This window comes from Paraburkholderia sp. SG-MS1 (genome assembly GCF_012275575.1).
In the GTDB taxonomy this organism is placed as follows: Bacteria; Pseudomonadota; Gammaproteobacteria; order Burkholderiales; family Burkholderiaceae; genus Paraburkholderia.
Genome location: NZ_NPIH01000245.1, coordinates 1 through 19,650 on the forward strand (window position 1 = coordinate 1; position 19,650 = coordinate 19,650).

Here is a 19,650-nt window from a genome sequence, read left to right on the forward strand (position 1 = left end):
CTTCTGCCGCGAATCGACCTTGACGGTAAACACCAGAATGACCGCGGCGCCCACGAGCGGCAGCGTGAAGTAGTAGATGATCTGATGAATCATTGTGCCCAGCGTCAGCAGCCAGCCCAGCACGAACGGCCCCGTAATCGATCCAATCCGCGCACACGCGACCACCAGCCCCGATGCGAGCGCTCGCACCCGCGTCGGAAACAGCTCGCTGCTCAGCGTGTAGAAGATCGGCACCACCCCGCCCGAGAAGAACTGGTAACCCACGTTGCACGCCACGATGATCGCGATCGGATAGCGGTATTCGAACGCCAGACCGAAGCCGAAAAAGCACAGTGCACTGAGCCCCGAGAGCAGCAGCATCGCCCACTTGCGCGGCATCCGCTCCTGCAGCCACATACCGAAGATCTGCCCAAGCGGCGTGGTCGCCAGCACGATCATCGTGAACGTGAAGCTGCGCGTGAGCGTGAAGCCCTGGCGGATGAAGATCGACGGCAGCCACGTGCCGAAGCCGACCACCTGGATGTTGTTGGCGAGCTGGAACAGCCCGAGTACCGCAATCGTCAGCGCCGAGAAGCGCAGCACGGAGAATTGCTGCCCCATCGACGGCCGCGCAGTGTTCGCCGGCTGCGCGTTCGAGTCCGGCGCAACCAGTTCGAGCGACCGGTATCCCGCGCGGTCGGCGAGCCGCCGCACGATCTGCCCCGCTTCCTCGACGCGCCCCTGCTGCAGCAGGAACCGCACCGACTCCGGCATGAAACGGCGTACGTAGATGATCATCAACGCCGGACTCACGCCAACCCAGAACAGCGCACGCCAGCCGAAGCTCGGCACGATCAGCGTGGCCGCGACCGCACACACGAACCAGCCCGTCGAATAGCCGATCGCGCCCGAGCCGATGAAGATGTGCCGCAGGCGCTTCGGCGAATACTCCGCCAGCAGCGAGAACGCCACCGGAAACTCAGCCGCGATGCCCATTCCCGCGATAAAACGCGCAATCAGCAGCACTTCGTAGCTCGGCGCAATCGCGCTCAGAAAAGTGCCGAACGCGTACGCGAACAGCGCGCACTGAAAGATCGGCCTGCGCCCGATCCGGTCGGCAAGCGGTGCAAACAGCAGCGCGCCGAGAAGAAGACCAATATTGGTCACCGAGCCGATCGCGCCCGCCTGCGTCGCGCTGATGTGGAATTCCTTGATGATCAAAGGCAATGCAAACGAGGTCGTCTGGAAATCGAACCCGTCCAGCACCTGCGCGACGATGCAGCCCAGCAGCAGCGTCCATAGAAAACCGTTCATCGGACAATGGTCGAGAAAGTCCGTGTAACTCATCTTCCTCGCGCCCGCGAACGGCGACGCCGCCTGCGCAGTACCACTTTCGAATCTTCCCCGACCTTCTGCCAGCTCCGCCATGCTTCGTCTCCTTCCAGTCCGCGTGGTGCGGTTTCAGCGCAGTTCCGCGTCTGGATTTATTTTTAGCTTTGGATTACGTTTTATCGGGCAAGGGCGAATACGAGGCCTCGCGTGGTGATTCGTTCAATACCCCTCGTCCGGTACGCGCACGAAGCCCTCCATCAGGATGCGCGCGCTGCGGCTCATCACCGCTTTCCTCACCGTCCATTTTCCGTCTACCTGCTGCGCCACGGCGCCGACGCGCAAAATTCCCGACGGGTGTCCAAAACGCACGGCCTCGCGCGGACCGCCGCCCGCCGCGAGATTCACGAGCGTGCCCGGAATCGCCGCAGCGGTTGCGATCGCAACCGACGCGGTACCCATCATCGCGTGATGCAGTTTGCCCATCGAGATGGCCCGCACTAGCAGATCGGCGTCGCTCGCACGCACCTTTTTGCCGCTCGACGCCGTATAGTCGGTGGGCGCCGCAACGAAGGCAATTTTCGGCGTGTGCTGGCGTTTCGCGGCCTCGTCTGCATGATTGATCAGGCCCATGCGCAATGCACCCGCGACGCGAATCGATTCGAACGTGGCCAGCCGTTGCGGGTCGTTGTTGATCGCGTCCTGCAACTCGGTTCCATCGAGACCGACTTCGCGCGCGGCGACGAAAATGGTCGGAATACCAGAGTTGATCAACGAGGCCTGCACCGTGCCAAGACCTGGCACCTGCAATGCATCGATTACGTGTCCGGTGGGCAGCATGGCGCCGCCCTCTTCGCCGTCCTCAGCGGGGTCCATGAATTCCAGCACGATCTCGGCGGCCGGGAACGTCACGCCGTCGAGTTCGAATTCGCCCGTTTCCTGCACTGCGCGTCGCAAGATCGGAACGTGCGCGACGATCGTCTTGCCGATATTGGCCTGCCAGATCCGGACGACGCACACGCCATCATCGGGAATGCGCTCGCTGTCGATAAAGCCAGCGTTCAGCGCGAACGCACCGACCGCCGCCGACAAATTCCCGCAGTTGCCGGACCAGTCCACGAACGCCGAGTCGATCGATACCTGACCGAACAGATAGTCGACGTCGTGCCCGGCGCGCGTACTCTTTGCAAGAATCACGCACTTGCTGGTGCTTGACGTTGCGCCGCCCATGCCGTCGATCTGCTTGCCGTAGGGGTCTGGACTACCGATCAAGCGCAGCATCAGACGATCGCGCGCGTCGCCGGGTTGTTGACAGGACCCCGGCAAATCTTCGAGCCGGAAAAACACGCCTTTGCTGGTCCCGCCGCGCATATAAATGGCGGGGATGCGAATCTGGGGTGCAGGATGAGTCATACGTGTCGCGATTAGCCGGTGATCAACCGATGAAAAGGAAAAGTCGAGTTCGACGCCGACATCGCTTCCATGTCGCGCGTGAAAATGCCCCATTGGTCAAAACGGCCACTCGGGAATTTCCAGGAGTCCGGCGTGCCAGTCACGTAGCTGTCGTTCACCCGCAAGATCTCCGCGGTGTACTCGATACACGCGCCGAACGGCCCGACGAAATAGGCAAATACGTTGTCGCCCGGTCCGTGACGGCCCGGTCCCCACACCGTGCCCCAGCCGGCATCCTTCAGACGGCCCATGCCGCGCAACACCGCGTCGGTGTCGTGCATTTCGAACGCGACGTGGTTCAGCGTCGACAGCTTCGAGTCGGCATAGGCGATCACATGGTGCAGTTCGTCGCAGCGCAGGAAGTTCATGAAGCCGGTGCTGTCGCTCAGCCTGAAGCCGAATACGTCCGTCAGCATGCGCGACGCGGCAGCACGGTCTGTTGTATTGAACACGACGTGGGCGATGCGAACAGGGTTCGCACGATCTGTCGGCAATGCGTCAGGCGCCGGCTCGTTCTCCACGACGAAACGGTACGGCTCGCCTTCCAGACCCGACACATAGAAGCCGCTGCCTTGACCGGGCTCGTCGAAACGATCGATCCATTCGCTATGCCGCAAGCCGGCCTCACGTACACGACGGTACACGCCGTCGATTTCTTCGCGCGTGCCGGTCAGTGTCGCGGACAGCAGCGCCCGTTCCGCGCCCTCGGTAATGGCAACCGAATAGTGTTGACCCGCGGTGCCACGCAGCCATGTGGTCGTGCCGCGCGTGGTCACTTCTCTCAGGCCCCAAGGGTCCGTGAGGAAATCCACCGCCGCTTGGCGATCCGGCATCTGAAACTCGATACTGCGTAAATGCATTATGCGTCTCCGACTATCTGTGAGCGGCCCTCCGAGCCGACCGCCTCCTGTTCAAGATAGAAAATCTGGACATCGACAGGCGTCTGGCGTGCCTAGCGATGCGAAGCGAGCCACTGCAGCAGCACGCGATTGAACGCCTCGGCCTGTTCGACGTTCGGCACATGTTTGGCGCCGACGAATTCCTCATAGCTGCCACGCGCAAAGAGGCTGGCAATGCGCCGGCTTTCTTCGGGCGTCGCGCGCGGATCGTGCGTGCCGCAGGCGACCAGCACCGGCGTGGTGACCGAGTGCAAACGGTCGGTGAACCTGAAATTGCCGATTGCCTGTGCGCAGCCGACATAGCCCGTCGGCGTGCAGCCTGCAACGGTGTCGCGAATCTGCTTCCAGCGGCCCGGATGCGCTTCGCGGTACGCAGCGGTCAGCCAGCGCTCCATGGTTTTATCGGCGATCGGTTCCAGCGAGCCAGCCTTGTTGATCGCTTCGATCATCGGCCCCCAGAAAGTGGCGGCATCGGACGGCGATTCCGATTGCGTGTCGCACAGCATCAACGACGCCACGCGGTTCGCGTGACGCAGTCCGATCGACTGGCCGATCATGCCGCCGATCGACAGCCCCACGAAGTGGCATCGCTCGATGTGCATCGCGTCCAGCACGTTGATCACGTCATCCGCGAGCAGATCGATCGTGTAGGGCGCAGGCGTCGCGGTGCTGCCGCCGTGGCCGCGCAGATCGGTGCGCAGCACCCGATAACCGGCAGCGAGCAGTGCAGGCACCTGTTCGGCCCACAGGCCGAGATCCGCTGCCAACGAATGGGAAAACACCACCACCGGTCCGCGCTCCGGACCGAGGATGTCGTAACTGATCGTGCGTTGTTGCAAAGGGAGCAGCATGGTGTTGTCCGTGTTATGCGTTGATCGGGCAGTGGCAATCGCAGATGAAAGGTGGCGGGTGCTGGGCCGCTTCAGGCGGCGGCCGCCACCACGTCGAGTTCCATCGCACCGATGCCGCCGATCGTCCCTTTGAGACGGTCGCCGTGCGCCAGTTGCGACACCCCCGCCGGCGTGCCTGTCGTGATCAGCGTGCCGGGCTTGAGCGTCGTCACACTCGACAGGAAGCGGATCAGCTCGCGTACTCCGTTGATCATGTCCGCCGTGTGCGCACGCATCACCGTCTGTCCGTTCTGCTGTACTTCAATATGCAGATCCTGCGGCTCGGCAATCTCCTCGCGCGTCACGAACCACGGGCCCACCCCGCAGAACGTGTCGAAGCCCTTGCGGATGTTGCGCGTGTTGTGCCGGCGGCCCCATGGATCGCGCACGCTGATGTCCCAGCACATCGTGTAGCCGTACACGTAGTCGAGCGCCTGCTCCGCGCGCACGTCCTTCGCGCTACGTCCGATCACCACGCACAACTCGCACTCGAAGTCCACGTGCTTCGCGATCTTCGGCAGGATCACCGTGCCGCCCGGTCCCACGATCGCCGACGACGGCTTCAGGAATACTTCGGCCATCAGGTCGTCGGCCGGGAACTGCGAGCGGTCATACGCGCCCACGCGCCCGGTCATCTCCACCTGGTGCGAGCGGTAGTTCGCCGCGCCCGCCCAGATCGCCGGCGGGTTGTCGATCGGCGCAAGCAGCGTTGCCGAGGACAGCGCCACCGGCGTGCCACGCTGCGCGATGGCAAGCGCATCCTGCGCGGCTGGATGATTCGCGAGTGCGTCGATGACATCGGCCATCGACGCGCCCGCGCGCGTCGCGCCGCTCGTCGCCAGTGCTTCGGCCAGGGGATAGATGGCATCGCCCAGGATCAGTCCGGGCAGCCCTTCGTTGTAGCGACAGATCTTCATCGTGTTCGAATGGATTGAGGTCAGTAGGCCGCAGCCGGGCTCGTCGTCGTTGCCGGGCGCGTCGTCGTGTTCGTTGTGGTGCTTCCTGCCGGGCCGACAACGGGGTCCGCATACTGCTCGGCAACCACCGGCATCTGGTTCCATTGCGCGACCGGATCGAAGCCATACAGCCAGTCGTTCTTGCCGTGCATGCTGCCCGTGCCGGCCGCCAGCGCGGCCTTCTGCGCGTCGAGATCCTTCATGTGCTTGAACTTGAGGTTCGCCAGCGCGAGCCGCTGCACGCCGTGCACGCGAGGAATGCGCACGCGACGGAAATTTTCGAACGCTTCCTGCGGTTCCAGCCCAGACGACAGCCAGCGCCCGAGCACATACGCATCTTCGAATGCCTGACACGCGCCCTGCCCGGCGTTCGGCACCATCGCGTGCGCTGCGTCGCCGATCAGCTGGATGCGCCCATTGCCCCAGTTGTCGTTGATCGGCCGCGCGAACAGCCCCCACTTCATGCAGTCCGTCACCAGATCAAGGAGCGCCTTCAGGCGCGGCTCCGGATTGGCGAAGCTGGCCCGCATCTCCTGCGGATCGCCTCGCTTGTTCCAGCTTTCCTCGACCCATTCGCCGGTATCCTGCTGCGTGACGATGTTCACCAGCTTCTTCTGCCGGATGTAATACGCCCGCACGTGCGCGCCCGGACTTACCCATTCGGTCTGGCCGGTCGGCTCTAAAATCCACTCGGGCACGTCGCGCGCATCGAGCAACGAGCGCCACGCCGCCTGCCCGGTATAGCTCGGATTGTCGTCGCCATACAGCACCTGGCGCAGCACCGACTTCACCCCGTCCGCCCCGATCACGTATTGCGCGTGCACCGTGCGGCCGTTGTCGAACACCAGTTTGACGTCATCGGCACGCTGCGTCGCCTGAACCAGACGATGGCCCAGATGGATGTGCGCGCTGAGCAGCGTCGACGCGAGCGCGTCGAGCAGATCGGCACGATGGAACGAGTAGTACGGCGCGCCCCATTTTTCCGCGAGCTTGAAACGGTCGCGGAACTCCAGGAACTCGCCGGTTTGCATGTTGCGGGTGTATTCGCCGGGCGAGCGGTGACCCGCTGCGTCCACCCGTTCGCGCGCCCCCAATCCCCACAATGCCTTTACTGCCTGCGGGCTGCAGCTTACCGCCGCGCCGATCTCACCCAGTGCGGGCGCCGCCTCGAACAGTTCCGCGTCCACGCCGAACGTCTTCAGTGCATTCGCTGTCGCCGTGCCAGCCAGTCCGCCGCCGACGATCGCTATGCGGCATTTCGTAATCATGCGAGTCTCCTGTTAGCTTATGAATCGCTTTCGCGTGATCGCGCCACAGCCAGTCTTTCGCGCACGGTGTCCCGCGCCGTGGTTGCGATGCAATCCGATTCGATGCGAATGAATATACGGGACGCGCCGCCGCCACAACAACTCAACAATTGCGCGGAAAACATTAGGTTCGCTAATGTGTGCGCGGCGCGAGCGTGGTCGCTCGCTCAGGGAAAATTCTGGTCGACACGTTAATGCCCGCGCGAGGACTAGCGCGATTTCTGGAGATCGTTGCGCGCTCCAAGACTCGTGGGTTCGCGCCTTAAGGCGTACGCGCGGATGAGCTTTCCGGTGCGAAAGCTTGGTTTCTAAAAGCGCACGTTGCACCCGTGGGGAGTATTGCGGCGGCAGCGTCGTGGCAAACGCGTCGTGCTGTGGGTGAAAGAGCGAAGCGGCGGGCCTCTGCGCTATCGCGCCCTTCTCTTCGAGGCGGCTGGCGACAGGCAAGACGGTTCACTCGTCGATGCCGGAGATGGGAGAAACCGCGATCGACGAGGCGGCCACCATCGGCAGGACCGCACGTTACGACTTCGGCGTTGAAGATATATTGGAAACCCGGCCGACGATTAAAGTCGGCATGGTCAGCGACGGATTGAACAACAATTCGGTGCCCAATCTCGTGCGTTTCACGATCGACGTGCCGACATCGGGCGGCCTCGATCGTGGCGAGATCGAGGCGTCGCACAGCGGATCTCTCGGTGCGCAGATCCAGTTGCGCAAGTCCATCGACATGATGCCTGCCTCGACGAGGGGCGACGATCCACTCGCGCGATGCGTCTTTGATGCCGTCGAGAACGTCACGCGGCGACGTCCGGCCGGCAGCGACGTTCTCGTACTTCACCGAGGGCGAATCGCCCTCGTGCATGCCCCGAAATCTGATGTTCAGCCATCTTGAGCACCTCGAATATCGCGAAGCATTGCGCGCCGCAGGCATCAAATACGATCAGTATGGTTGCGTCCGCGGTACGCCGTGCGTTGCCTGCTTTGTGTTCACAGGCTAAACGATGCTCATCACATTCGAACCGCACCACGAGTGCCGGTGAGAGGGCCGAGGTTCGTCGTGACCAGCATGAGACATCCTCCGCCACCATCGAGGCATCCGTCCATGTCAATCGACTTCAAAATCATCGACCGCAGGTGCAGATATCCTGGATTACATCCGCATCGTCAACAGATGGCGCAAAAACCGTCGAGCAACGTGACGGTCAGCTTCGGTGGACTGACCGCACACCAAATGTAATTCAGCCGACGATCGCTGCGATCGACAGTTTCTGTGTTGCAGGGGGTTTGGAACTGGCTCTAGCCTGCGATATTCATTCGTATTGCCACGCGCAATGCACGCTTCGCGCTGCCCGAGGTGAAGTGGGAATCCTGCCCGGAGGCGGAGGCACACAGCGACTCGGCAAAATCGTGGGCCTTGGGGTGGCAATGAGAATGATTTTGACAGGAGACGAGATAAGCGCCGAGGTTGCCTTGAACAGCGGGCTCGCGACTGATCTTTTCGACAAGCAGGAACTCGACGACGCCGCGCTGGCAATCGCCCCTTGGAACCTCCTTTGGATTAAAGGATGAATCCATTAAGGCTGATTCCACGTTTGGCGCCCGATTGATGCCTAAGCCGCCCGATCAACGCGACATCGTGAAGAGAGACTTGAGAGGAGGACGCAAGTAGCAAGCTTTCGCGAGTAATGCCGACGCGCCAACTTTGGCGCAAGACAATGCCCATGATCGATGCTGGTTTCGTCGGTCTGAAACTGAGGGCCAGGGCCGCGTCCGGCGTAAATGTCGAATGTCCAGGTCCTTTCGCGAGCCAAAGGCCGCTTCTGGCCCGCGCGCCCACTCAACCCAAGCTTTAACTTCCCTTTCGCCTCACATACACTAGATTCGAACCACGTTACCCGTCGTGGGGCACACGGAGGACAACCATGACTCCCTGGGAAATCCAAGGCACCGAACTGGTCAACTGCAATTGTTCATACGGTTGCCCGTGCCAATTCAATGCACTGCCGAACAACGGCTTCTGCGAAGCGATGGGCGCCATCTCGATCAGCAATGGTTACTACGGCGACGTGCGGTTAGACGACCTCAACATCGCGGTCGTGTTTCAGTGGCCCGGGCCGATCCACGAGGGTAAGGGCAAGTGCCAGCCGATCGTCGACGAACGGGCCAGCCCGGAGCAACGGGAAGCCCTTCTGAAAATCATAAAGGGTCAGGATACCGAGCCGTTCGCCACGATGTTCTCCGTCTTCGCATCGACACTCGAGCTTGCATTCGATCCGATCTTTACGAAGATCGACTTCGATGTCGATGTCGATGCCAGACGCGGCCGGGTTCATGTTGAGGGCGTATTCGACGTCGTCGGTGAACCGATCCGCAATCCGGTGACGGGCGACGAGCACCGCGTCCGGATCGACCTGCCCCACGGGTTCGAATACGAACTTGCCGAGATCGGCTCCGGCACCAGCCGATCGCATGGAAACATCGCACTGGATCTCAAGGGGACGTATGCGCAGTTCGCGCGACTGCACCTGAATAACAAAGGACCGATCCGGAGTCGCGCTGCCGCATGAGCAGCGTCGAAAATATCCTGGGACGTGAGCGCGTGATCACCGCGCTCGGCATCGTCGTCGTCATCGCATTGTCGTGGGCCTACTTGTGGACAGGCGCTGGAATCGGCATGTCCGCGCTAGACATGACGGCCGTCGCGCTGTTCCCTCATCGACTGCCAGACGGCGGCGGGGGGATGGATCCGTCGCTGCCGACCGTGATCCTGATGTGGTGGGTGATGATGATCGCCATGATGACGCCCAGCGCGGCGCCGCTGGTCCTGTTATATCGACGCGTATTGCGGCACCACGCCGCCATCGACGCCAGCTCGACCGTCCCGTCGTTGTTTCTCCTGGCCGGTTACCTGACCGCATGGCTAGCATTCTCAATATGCGCGGCGTTGCTCCAGAAGGTGCTTCAGCCGACCGGCCTCATTTCGGGAATGATGATGTGGTCGAAGAGCGCGTCCCTTTCCGCGATCGTTCTGGCCTCGGCGGGTGTCTATCAGTTCTCGCCACTCAAGCGCGCCTGCCTGACGCAGTGCCGGTCACCAGTCAATTTCCTCACTACGCACTGGCGTCCTGGCGTCGCAGGCGGCTTCCTGCTCGGGATGCGCCATGGAATTTACTGCGTAGGTTGCTGTTGGCTGCTAATGGCATTGTTGTTCGTCGGCGGCATCATGAATCTCGTCTGGATCGCCGCGCTGGCGCTAATTGTTTTCATGGAGAAAATCCTGCCCGGCGGTGAACGCGTCGGCCGCGTGCTGGGCGCCGTGCTGATCGCCTGGGCAGGCCTCACGCTGCTGGTGTGATCGACTTTTCTTTTCCATCCGGTCGTTTGAATGACCAAACGATCGCATCCGTTAGTAACTCAGCGCCCCTTAGAAAACAAACCTCACATTATTACCAGACGCCTACGCCGGTGCAAGCCAGGTCGATTCGCTTGCGACGGTGCTAACGTCGTAAGGGGGAGAAGGCCTGTGAGGGGCCTCAGTTCCGTTCCCTTCGCCACATCCGGGTTTCTTCCTCATGTGGCTGATGTCGCCAAACGTACCATTACGTCGGTCAATATCGCCACGTCAAGTTGACGCTACCATTGAGCGGTGCCCCATAAGTCCCATAGTTGTATTCCATCGTCGACCAGTATTTCTTGTTGAACGCATTGTTCAGTGTTCCCGTGATGGTGAAGTGCTTGTTCACATCGTAGCGAGCCATGAAGTCCACGACCGTGTAGGCACCCTGAGTCGCCGTGCCCACTCCATCCTCGACGTAACTCGTCGCACTCTGCCAGCGAAGGCTACTGCCCAAGGTCAGCTTGTGGTCGAAATAGGGAAAGCGGTACGTAGTGGTCAAATGCGCGGATTTACGCGGAATGAAGAGCTGTGTCGATTGTCCATTGTCATCGGTCACGCGCAGGATCGTGGCGCCCGCGCTGATGTTCCAGTCACGCGTGATCTGCCCTGAAACCTCCGCTTCGACACCTTGCGACGTGGCATCGCCCCCCGAGTAATAGTAGTTACCCGTGCTCGGATTGAATCCCGCCGACGTGGCGATATTCGACTGATGCACGCGATACACTGTGAGCGCAGTGTTCAGGCGGTTATCGAAGAAGGCACCCTTGATGCCTGCTTCAGCACTGCGTCCGCGCGCAGGTCCGAGTAACTGATTGTCGATGTTGAGTTGGTATTGCGGATTGAAGATCTTGGTGAAGCTCGCGTACGCCGTGATCTGCTTCGTCAGATCGTAGGTCAAGCCGACGTAAGGTGCGGATCCCGATGATTGCTGGTCGTATGGACTGCCATCGGCGCTTCCGCTGCTCGCCGATTGCGTGTAGTTGACCCCGAGAAGCAAATGCGCGCGGTCCGTCAGGCTCCAGCGTGACGAGGCGTAGAGCGAGCGCCTCACATCCAGATAGTTGATGTGGGAAGTGGCGTCCCCGAACACCGGTTCTGGATAGTTACCCGCCAGCAGGTCCGCGTAACTGACAGGCACGCCATCGCCGTCGCCTTCCGCGGACGGATTCGAGAATTGGGAGCGCGAGAAATTGGCGCCGAAAACGAGGTCATGCGTTCGGCCGAACAGATCGATTTTGCCTGTCACGCTCGAGTCCAGCACCAACTGATGGTTCGACGATACATATGACGAAGTGTAGGAGTTGACCCCCGATCCATCCGCAGCTAGCGAACCATACGGGTAAAAAAATTTGGCGTCGTTGTAGATGTCGTTGTAGTTGACCGACGTTTTCCACGACCATCGTTGGCCGAGCTGCTGCGTCAGTTCCGCGAAAGCGCGCTGCTCCTGAGTGTTGAAGTAGGCCCATTTCGGCGCCATGCTTGCGCCCACGTTATAACTGAGCTGTTGGCCCGATGCGTCGAGGAAGGGCAAGCCACCCCAACTCGCGCCTTTCAGCCGGTTGTACTCGTAGCTGAAACCCACCGTCGCCAGCGTGTCCGGCGTCACATTGACGTCGACGACGCCGTAAACGAGGTCCTTGCTCGGCTCCAGGCGGTCGGTGTAGGAATCGCCATCCTGGTGAACGGCGACCAGACGGGCCGCCACGGTTCCCGCCTTGTTCAAAGGTCCGGAAATATCGACATCGATCCGTTTCGTATTCCACGACCCGTACGAAACATTGCCCGACGCCTGAAACTGGTAGGTCGGGCGCTTGCGAATGAAATCCACGGTCGCGGATGGGTTACCGGTCTCGGCATTCAGCCCGTCGGCGCCGCGTAGCACTTCGACCCGGTCGAACAACGCCATGTCGAGGTCGCCGTATTGCGCGGTGTAAATCAGCGGTATGCCGACCCCGTCGAATTGCAGGTTGGTAATGTGAAATCCGCGCGACGTGTAATCCGTCGCGTAGGAGTCGTACGATTCGACGGTCACCCCTGTCACGTGTCGCAGTGCATCGTTAATGCCGTTGAGCTGGAAATCATCCATTTGTTGCCGCGTCAACACCGAAACGGATTGAGGCGTTTCCTTGGGCGACAACGCAATCTTGCTGCCTGCGGTGGTTGACTGGATCGTGTAGGAATGCGTCTTCCCGGTCGGCGGCTGCTCACCGTCGGTACTAGCCTCGACCTTGACGGTCGGCAATTGGGCATCTTGCGCCGTGTCAGTGGCGGCCTTTGCCTGGGTCGCGGCGACGGGGTTGCTGATACCGTCCGTGCTTGTCTGGGCCCAGGAAATCGTCGGATATAGGCCGGCGATCGCCAACATCATAACGAGCGATCGGAGGTTTCCGGGCGCCGCCCCGTTGCCGGACGTTTGAGTGCAGGTGCGCGATTGAGCTCGCGTAGAAGAAAGCCGACCCATAGTATGTATTCTTTTAAAAAAGAATGCATACTAAATGATTATGATTCGCATTCACAAAATAACGTCGCAGAAATACAACAGTTGCGTCCCTACTATGCTGTCAGGCGGGACGCCGAACTCGGGTTTGCGACGCCAGGAGACGAGGGACGCGCCCGTGGGTTTCAGCCATCACGCCGTGATTCGATCCCTATCATGGAACTGCTGCATCCAGTACGGATACGGTACGTGCGGCTGCGAAACCCGGTTCAGCCGCTCGGTCTGTGTCTCGCTTAACACGGTTTGCTGTGCGTCGAGATTCGCTGCCAGTTGTTCGGCCGTGCGCGCGCCGACTATGATCGAACCGACTTCTCTGCGCTGGAGGATCCAGGCCAATGCCACCTGAGCCGGCGCCGCGCTCAATTCCGTAGCGATCTCCCGCAACACGTTCACGATAGGATCCGCCTTTGCGGGGTCGATCGGCGGGAAATTCAGGCTGGTTCGACGCCCCGTTTGGCTGCCGCTTCCTTGCGTGTACTTCCCGCTCAGGTACCCGCCTGCGAGCGGACTCCAGACCAGAAGCGCAACATCATTGGCCCCGGCAACGGGCGCGATCTCATGCTCGACATCGCGGCTCGTCAGCGCATAGTGAACCTGATTACTGACGATGCGAGCCCAATGTGTACGATCCGTCATTCCCTGGGCACGCTCCAGCTCGGCCGCGCTGAAATTGCAAACGCCGAAGTGCCGCACTTTTCCCTGCGTCACGAGATCGTCCAGCACGCGAAGCGTTTCTTCCAGCGGAACGAGCGCATCGCGGTCATGCAACTGGAAGAGGTCGATGTGATCCCGCCCGATGCGCCTCAGACTCGTTTCCACCGACCGCATGATGTGAGAGCGGCCAAGACCCACGTCGTTATGGCTGGTTCCCGTGCGCAGCCGGACCTTGGTCGCCACCAGCATGCGTGATTCGTCGAGTCCCAGATCAGCCAACGCCTGCCCGACGACCGTTTCAGAGTGCCCCTGTGAATAGACGTCAGCCGTATCGATCAGGTTGATACCGCGTTCGACGGCCATCGCGACAAGCTCCGTGGCCTGGACACGGTCGAGGCCTGCAATGTCGCCCCAGATGCCGCTGCCAGCGCCAAAGGTCATGGCGCCCAGAGAAAAACGGGAAATGCGCAGCCCCGATCGGCCGAGTGTGCTGTATTCCATAGCGACCTCCTTGATATGAATCACTTGATGAACGACGCGCGGAGCACCCAGACACGCGACATGCTGTACGCGCCGCAAGGTGCGCGTGTTAGCCGTGTGCCGAGACGAGTGCGCGCAGAACGGTTTCCAGTTGCACCTCGCCCTTGACGATGTCGGCGTCCCTACCTTCGAAGTCGATCCAGCCTTCATTGAAGCCATCGACCATGCGCATGCGCGGCAACGGTTCCTTCATGCCCTGCGAGCGGAACAGCGCCTCCCAGCTGTCGCGCGCGACGATCTCGGCGCGTACCGCATGGCCAAGGATTCCGGCAAACGTGGCCGCAATATCGTTCGGCGTCACACGACGCGGCCCCTCGAGCTCGACGACACGCACACCGCTCCATGTTTCCTGAAGCAGTTGTGCGGCGACCCGGCCGACGTCTGCGGTTGCAACCATCGGCACAGCCTTGTCTAGCGGTTGCAGGAAGCTGGAAATCACTCCTCTATCGCGCGCCGGTGCGACATCCCATTCGGCGTTTTCCATGAACCAGCCGGGACGCAAGAAAGTCACGGGCATCGGCAAGTCGCGAAGCGCCTGCTCCAACAGCGTGCGTTGCGTGAGCAGATTGGTCTCGGCGGCCTGCGCGCCGATCGTCGACAGACAGACGACCCTGCCCGGCCGCGCCGACTGAAGCGCCCCGCGCACCGCGTCGATGACCGCACGCGCTTCAGGAAAGCCCGGCGTTGGATCGAATTCGGACGGCGGCAAAATGAAGACGCCCCGCGCGCCCTCGAAGGCGGCGGTCAGCGAGGTCGCGTCGTCCATGTTGGCCGTCATTACTTCGCAGCCGCATTCCGCCCACGAGCGAGCCCGATTGGCATCGCGTACGACCGCACGTNCCGGCTGCCCCGCCGCGAGCAGCGTACGGGCGACGGCGCCGCCGACCTTTCCTGTTATTCCGGTGATCGCATACATTTGTGATTCTCCTTGCTCGAATAACCGTGTTTCGTATCATTGGCGCGCCCTAAGCGGCGATCCGCCACTCAGACGCGCTCCAAACCGTCGTACAGCCGCTCCTCGAACCGTCCGTAAAGATCCACCACACGCGGGTCATAGAACGGCAGGATCTGGGTGAACAGCGCGCCCGTCACCTTCCTCACTCGGATCGACCCAGAAGTAGCTATTGGGCAGTCCCGCCCAACTGATGCTCCCGGCGCTACGGCCATGCGGCCCCGGCTGCGTGTTGATGTCGAACGACAGTCCCCACTTGTGTGCCATGCCGGGGAACTGGTCGAAACTGTTCGACCACGCCGGTTGCGCCGATTTCATTTCGGTTACCTGAAGATCGCCGATGTGATTCTGGAACATCGCCGCCACGGTATCGGCACGCAAGACCCGCTCACCCTCGTTCGTTCCGCCGTTCACGAGCATCTGCAGGAACGCCATGTAATCACGCGGCGTACTGAAGGCACCGCCGCCACCCATGAAGAACTCGGGACGCTGGTTAATCTCGAACGGCGCGGACTTGAGCGATCCGTCGGCTTGCCGGTTGTGCATCGTCGCCACGCGCCGCTTCTGCGCGCTACCAAGCAGAAAGCCCGAGTTGCTCATGCCGAGCGGCGCGAAAATGTGCTCGCGGAAATAGACTTCAAGGGACTGGTCGGTGACGGCCTCGACGAGCTTGCCCACCCAGTCCATGCTGATGCCGTATTGCCAGCGCTCGCCGGGTTCGAACTCGAGCGGGGCCTTGAACGCGCCGTTCATCGAGTACCCGATATCCGGCATGCCCGTCACCTTCTCGTACTGGCTGATGTTCCGGCTCCAGATGCTGTAAGTGAAGCCCGATGTGTGAGTCAGCAGATGACGCACCGTGATCGTGTTTCGCGCGGGACGCAGGGTCGGCTGTCCGGACGCATCGAAGCCGTCCAGCACTTGCGGCGACTGCAGTTCCGGGAGAATGTCGCCCGCCGGCTGATCGAGCCGGAGCTTGCCCTGTTCGATGAGTTGCATGCAGGCGGTTGCCGTGAATGCCTTGGTCATCGACAGCAGCCAGACGACGGTGTCGGGCGTCATCGCCGAACCGGTCCGCCGATCGGCGTGGCCGAATGCGCCCTCGTAGATGAGCCCGCGTTGCGTGGCGCCCATTGCTACCACACCGGCGACGGTGCCGTCGTCCACGGCCTGTTGCAGCGAACGGTCAATCGTGGCATACGCAGGGCTGTGGACCAGAACGCGATCCCGCCGCTGGTGGACTTCCGTGGCCCCGGCTTCCTGGCTGGCCAATCCGCCCACTGCGGCAACCGCCATGAGGCCGGCTGCTTTCTTCAGCAGGTCGCGGCGAGCAAGTAGGACAGTCATCTGAGGCTCCCTCAAAAATGGCCTAAACGGCGATCGATGCGACGCGCCGATCAACGGTGCGCGTACAGAGAATTGCCACGCACTTGCGCACGGGTAACGGTCGAAACGGATTCCTGAGCCTGTGCGGCGACAGGCAAAGCGACGGCGGCTGCGATGGTGAGTAAGAGACGACGGGTATTCATGGCAATGCTCCCTTGGCTTCCTGCGGTTAAAACGTGCTGTTGGGACGCATTGTGGGTAAACGCAATCAGAAACTAAATGACATGAATGGCATTTCAGAGGTGACTTATAGTTACTAATGTGTCGTCGCGTGCTATTGGAGCCTTGAAAGGCGGGCCCGCGGCTCACGAATTCCAGACATCCAGTGAGCGGAACAAGTGGCCATGAGAGCGTCGAGCGAGAATATTTCTAGCGGGATCAGCGTGTTTGCTGCTGTCGTCGATGCGGGGACGTTCGCGGCCGCGTCCGAAGCGATGGGTATGTCGCCGCCCGGGGTGAGTCGGGCAATCGCCCGGCTCGAAACGCGGCTGAAGATACGGCTCTTCAATCGGACGACCCGCGCCGTTTCCCTGACTGAAGAAGGTCGACGATTCTACGAGCAGGTCATGCCGCACTTGAGAGGAATGGAGGAAGCGGCTGCCGCCGCGGCACGAGGCGCCGCAACGGTGCGCGGGAATTTGCGTATCAATCTCGATCCGGTTTTCTCGCGAATCATTCTGGGCGCCAAGCTCGACGAATTCATGGATGCGCATCCTGAACTCAAACTCGAGTTCATTGCAAGAGATCATCTTGGCGACCTCGTCATGGAGGGCTTCGACCTGGCCTTGCGATTCGGCGAACCGCGTTCATCCAGCCTGATCGCGCGAAAGCTTCTGGACACCGCAGTGGTCACGGTCGCCGCACCCTCGTATCTTGCACGCCGGGGGCGGCCGGGAGAACCTCAAGAACTGAGTCACGGCGTGCACAGCTGCCTCGAATTCCGGAACCCGGAAACCGGAAAGCCGTATCCGTGGCAGTTTCATCGCAAGCGCAAGAAGCTTGTGGTGGAAACGAACGGGCGACTGACGGTGAATGATCCGAGCGCACTCATCAACGCGTGCCTCGCGGGTTCCGGCATTGCGCAGATGCTCCTGCTCGCAGCCGACGATCTGATTCGGGACGGACGGCTCATCAACCTGTTCCCCGATTGGCCGGACGAGCGCTTTCCGCTCTATTCATACCATCCGTCGCGGCATCACACACCGGCTAAAACAAGGGCATTTCTTGACTTTATCGTCGCTTTGACGAGTACAGGCTAGGCGCTCGACATTGGCTGCGTGGCCTGGGGAGTACGTGGGAATCAATGGCGATGGTGAAGTCGATTGTCGGGTGCCGGACTTTGCTCTGCGGCAGTCCCCAGCGTCTTGCATCCAACGGTGGAATCCGCGCCAACGGTCCCAGATTGCTCAGCCGGTCGCCGCTTCTTCAAAGCTTCGCCTTGCGATCCCAATACGGTTCATCGCCGAAAGCTTCAATCAGGTAATCGACAAACCCGCGCACTTTCAGCGGTATGCGTCGGGCGCTCGGATAAACCGCCTGAATGACCAGCTCGGTGGTTCGATACCGCGGCAGAAGTGGTACGAGCTCGCCGCGCCTCATGTGTTCACCGAAAACGAAGGTGGGGCCATACGCGATGCCGGCGCCCGCAAGCGCGGCGGCCATCAGCATCTGCGTGTTGTTGGCCGCGATCCGGCAAGGTCCGTCGATGACATGCGCGCGGTTTCTTTCACCGAACAAGGTCCAGTCGCCGCCCGATACGGCCTCGCTGAATGTGAGTCGCGGTGCTTTCAGCAAATCCCCAGGCTTGCGCGGGGTGCCATGTCGCTTGAGATAAGCGGGCGACGCGCACGCGACCATTCGACACGGCGCCAGCCGGCGTGTCACGAGCGCGGGGTCCTGTAGCCGGCCAATCCGGATCGCAACATCGACACCCGCATCGAGAAGATCGACATAACGGTCACCGAGCAGCACTTCCGTGTTGACCTGCGGATGATCTTCCAGATAACGCGCAATGACCTGGCCCAGATGCATGGCGCCGAACGTCACGGGTGCCGCGATGCGCAACACGCCGCGTGCCGTTTCGTGCGAATCGCGGGCTTCCCGGTTCGCGTCGTCGAACGCTTCGAGAATCTGCTTGCAGCGCTCGAAGTAAGTATGGCCGGTATCGGTCAGACTTAGACGCCGCGTGGTCCGCTGAAGCAAACGCGCATTCAGTTCGGTTTCGATAGCGCTCACGTGCTTGCCGGCCATTGCCGGCGATAGTCCGAACCGCCGCGCTGCGGCGGCGAAACTGCCTTCTTCCACTGCGGCGACGAACACGCCGAGGCCCGTTAGTCGATCCATTCCACCCCCGATTCGATAACAGCATTATCGACTGTCACCACTTTTCCGGCAATTATCAAACAGTGGACGCCGACCTACCATGTCCACACTTAACCGGAATGGGGGAAACGCGATGGAAATCGAAACGAACGGTACGCGAATTCATGTCACGCTGCGCGGCAACGGAGAATTGGCGCTCGTGTTTTTGCACTACTACGGCGGCTCGTCGCGAACGTGGGAAGGTGTGGCGAGCAACTTGCCCGACCGGTATCGCATGATCGCGACCGATCATCGCGGCTGGGGTGAGTCCGATGCGCCCGCCGATGGTTACCACATCGCCGATCTTGCTGCCGACGCCGAGGGCGTGATCGTCGCGCTGGGGCTCGCGCGCTACATCCTTGTCGGCCATTCGATGGGTGGCAAGGTTGCGCAGCTGATTGCTTCTCGTCGGCCGCGCGGGCTTCAGGGACTGGTGCTCGTCGCGCCATCGCCGCCGTCGCCGACGCCGTTGTCGGACGAGCAACGTGCGACCTTGACCGGCGCCTATCAGAGCCGGGAATCAGTCGAGTTCGTCATCGACCATGTGCTGACCGCGAAGCCGCTCGATGCCGCATGCCGCGAGCAAGTCATCGAAGATAGCCTGAAGGCCGCGCCGCAGGCAAAGGCAGCGTGGCCCAACGTGGCCATGCGCGAGGACATTACCGCGGCGGTTGCGTCGATCGACGTCCCGACCATCGTCATCTCAGGAGCGCTCGATCAGGTTGATCGCGTCGCCACGCTAGAGGCGGAACTGCTGCCGCGCATTCCCCACGCGGCGATGCACGTGCTGCCCGGAGTCGGCCATCTGTCACCGCTGGAAGCGCCCGCCGAACTTGCGCGAGTGATAGCGACATTCATTGCAGCGATCGAGGATAGACCCGCCGTTCCCGGCACGCCCGAACAGAGCACACGGAGCACGGCCGGCACTGACCGGAGCAAGGCGATAACTGATAGTTCGCCATCCGAAACATAATGGCGAGAACACCAGGTGCATCACCGGCGCACGCCGCCAGGCAGATACGTAAGTATGGCCGATCAGCCCTCACGT

At 61.4% G+C, this 19,650-nt stretch carries 17 protein-coding genes; 6 read left to right on the plus strand and 11 right to left on the minus strand.

Annotated features, from left to right (window positions below; translation table 11 throughout):
• The 6 genes from CIC12_RS24265 to CIC12_RS24290 form a co-directional block, all read right to left on the minus strand.
• Window positions 1–1,407, minus strand: a 1,407-nt coding sequence (locus tag CIC12_RS24265; protein WP_168667757.1) for an MFS transporter, incomplete at its 3' end; no start/stop codon positions are given.
• A gap of 123 nt (window positions 1,408–1,530) precedes the next feature.
• Window positions 1,531–2,721: a 2-methylaconitate cis-trans isomerase PrpF gene (gene prpF, locus CIC12_RS24270; RefSeq protein ID WP_168667759.1), complete on the minus strand. Its 1,191-nt coding sequence runs from the start codon at window positions 2,719–2,721 to the stop codon at window positions 1,531–1,533.
• An 11-nt stretch (window positions 2,722–2,732) separates the two neighbouring features.
• Complete coding sequence (locus tag CIC12_RS24275; RefSeq protein ID WP_168667762.1) at window positions 2,733–3,593, minus strand: VOC family protein; 861 nt, start codon at window positions 3,591–3,593, stop codon at window positions 2,733–2,735.
• Window positions 3,594–3,712: 119 nt separating this feature from the next.
• Complete coding sequence (locus CIC12_RS24280) at window positions 3,713–4,510, minus strand: alpha/beta fold hydrolase (RefSeq protein WP_168667763.1); 798 nt, start codon at window positions 4,508–4,510, stop codon at window positions 3,713–3,715.
• Window positions 4,511–4,581: 71 nt separating this feature from the next.
• Complete coding sequence (locus CIC12_RS24285; RefSeq protein WP_168667765.1) at window positions 4,582–5,466, minus strand: fumarylacetoacetate hydrolase family protein; 885 nt, start codon at window positions 5,464–5,466, stop codon at window positions 4,582–4,584.
• Between the two features lie 20 nt (window positions 5,467–5,486).
• Window positions 5,487–6,773, minus strand: coding sequence for an FAD-dependent monooxygenase (locus tag CIC12_RS24290; RefSeq protein ID WP_168667767.1), 1,287 nt, complete (start codon window positions 6,771–6,773; stop codon window positions 5,487–5,489).
• Between the two features lie 472 nt (window positions 6,774–7,245).
• Here CIC12_RS24290 and CIC12_RS32750 point away from each other — a divergent pair, with 472 nt between their 5' ends.
• The 4 genes from CIC12_RS32750 to CIC12_RS24315 all read left to right on the plus strand — a co-directional run bounded on the left by CIC12_RS32750 (window position 7,246) and on the right by CIC12_RS24315 (window position 10,170).
• Window positions 7,246–7,707, plus strand: a complete 462-nt coding sequence (locus tag CIC12_RS32750; protein WP_274597573.1) for a peptidase dimerization domain-containing protein — start codon at window positions 7,246–7,248, stop codon at window positions 7,705–7,707.
• Window positions 7,704–8,384, plus strand: a complete 681-nt coding sequence (locus tag CIC12_RS32755; RefSeq protein WP_174772175.1) for an enoyl-CoA hydratase/isomerase family protein — start codon at window positions 7,704–7,706, stop codon at window positions 8,382–8,384. Before CIC12_RS32750 ends, CIC12_RS32755 begins: the two co-directional genes overlap by 4 nt.
• Window positions 8,385–8,737: 353 nt before the next feature.
• Window positions 8,738–9,382, plus strand: coding sequence for a DUF1326 domain-containing protein (locus CIC12_RS24310; protein ID WP_168667771.1), 645 nt, complete (start codon window positions 8,738–8,740; stop codon window positions 9,380–9,382).
• Window positions 9,379–10,170, plus strand: a complete 792-nt coding sequence (locus tag CIC12_RS24315; protein ID WP_168667773.1) for a DUF2182 domain-containing protein — start codon at window positions 9,379–9,381, stop codon at window positions 10,168–10,170. The genes CIC12_RS24310 and CIC12_RS24315 overlap by 4 nt, the downstream gene beginning before the upstream one ends.
• A gap of 253 nt (window positions 10,171–10,423) precedes the next feature.
• Here the strand turns inward: CIC12_RS24315 and CIC12_RS24320 are convergent, their stop codons facing one another.
• The 4 genes from CIC12_RS24320 to CIC12_RS24335 all read right to left on the minus strand — a co-directional run bounded on the left by CIC12_RS24320 (window position 10,424) and on the right by CIC12_RS24335 (window position 16,202).
• Window positions 10,424–12,580 carry a TonB-dependent siderophore receptor gene (locus CIC12_RS24320; protein WP_168667775.1) on the minus strand — a complete coding sequence of 719 codons (2,157 nt, stop codon included), beginning with the start codon at window positions 12,578–12,580 and terminating at the stop codon, window positions 10,424–10,426.
• Between the two features lie 261 nt (window positions 12,581–12,841).
• Window positions 12,842–13,864: an aldo/keto reductase gene (locus CIC12_RS24325; RefSeq protein ID WP_168667777.1), complete on the minus strand. Its 1,023-nt coding sequence runs from the start codon at window positions 13,862–13,864 to the stop codon at window positions 12,842–12,844.
• An 88-nt stretch (window positions 13,865–13,952) separates the two neighbouring features.
• A complete protein-coding gene (locus tag CIC12_RS24330; RefSeq protein WP_168667779.1) occupies window positions 13,953–14,819 on the minus strand; it encodes an NmrA family NAD(P)-binding protein in 867 nt (288 codons plus the stop codon).
• Between the two features lie 135 nt (window positions 14,820–14,954).
• A complete protein-coding gene (locus tag CIC12_RS24335; RefSeq protein WP_238812869.1) occupies window positions 14,955–16,202 on the minus strand; it encodes a serine hydrolase domain-containing protein in 1,248 nt (415 codons plus the stop codon).
• Between the two features lie 383 nt (window positions 16,203–16,585).
• Between CIC12_RS24335 and CIC12_RS24345 the strand changes: the two genes are divergently transcribed.
• Window positions 16,586–17,500, plus strand: a complete 915-nt coding sequence (locus CIC12_RS24345; RefSeq protein WP_168667783.1) for a LysR family transcriptional regulator — start codon at window positions 16,586–16,588, stop codon at window positions 17,498–17,500.
• 166 nt (window positions 17,501–17,666) lie between these two features.
• On the opposite strand, the gene CIC12_RS24350 is transcribed toward CIC12_RS24345, so the two are convergent.
• Complete coding sequence (locus CIC12_RS24350; RefSeq protein WP_168667785.1) at window positions 17,667–18,584, minus strand: LysR family transcriptional regulator; 918 nt, start codon at window positions 18,582–18,584, stop codon at window positions 17,667–17,669.
• Between the two features lie 112 nt (window positions 18,585–18,696).
• On the opposite strand from CIC12_RS24350, the gene CIC12_RS24355 reads away from it, so the two are divergent.
• Window positions 18,697–19,575 (plus strand): alpha/beta fold hydrolase, encoded by an 879-nt coding sequence (locus tag CIC12_RS24355; RefSeq protein ID WP_168667787.1) that lies wholly within the window; start codon window positions 18,697–18,699, stop codon window positions 19,573–19,575.
• The last annotated feature ends 75 nt before the right edge of the window (window positions 19,576–19,650 follow it).